The 216-nt window shown below is 53.7% G+C and carries 1 riboswitch.

Annotated features, from left to right (window positions below):
• The first annotated feature begins 102 nt into the window (after positions 1-102).
• Positions 103-216, top strand: a riboswitch (TPP riboswitch).

Genomic DNA, 216 nt, shown 5'->3' with positions numbered 1-216 from the left:
GGACGGTGCCCAGGGCAATCATCAGGGCGCACTCTACCAGAGTACGGGTTTTGGAATAGGTTTTGGTCATCGGGTAAACTCCTCCCCAAACAAATATTCAGTACATAAAAACAGGGGCGCTGAGGGGCATCCTCGGCTGAGATCGAAGCAAACCGCAGCTTCGGGTCGCCTTGAACCTGATCCGGATAATGCCGGCGTAGGAAGTTTGACCCATCA

This window comes from Gemmiger formicilis, assembly GCF_016901605.1.
Classification (GTDB): domain Bacteria; phylum Bacillota; class Clostridia; order Oscillospirales; family Ruminococcaceae; genus Gemmiger; species Gemmiger formicilis_B.
This window is presented reverse-complemented; position numbering and strand designations above follow the sequence as displayed.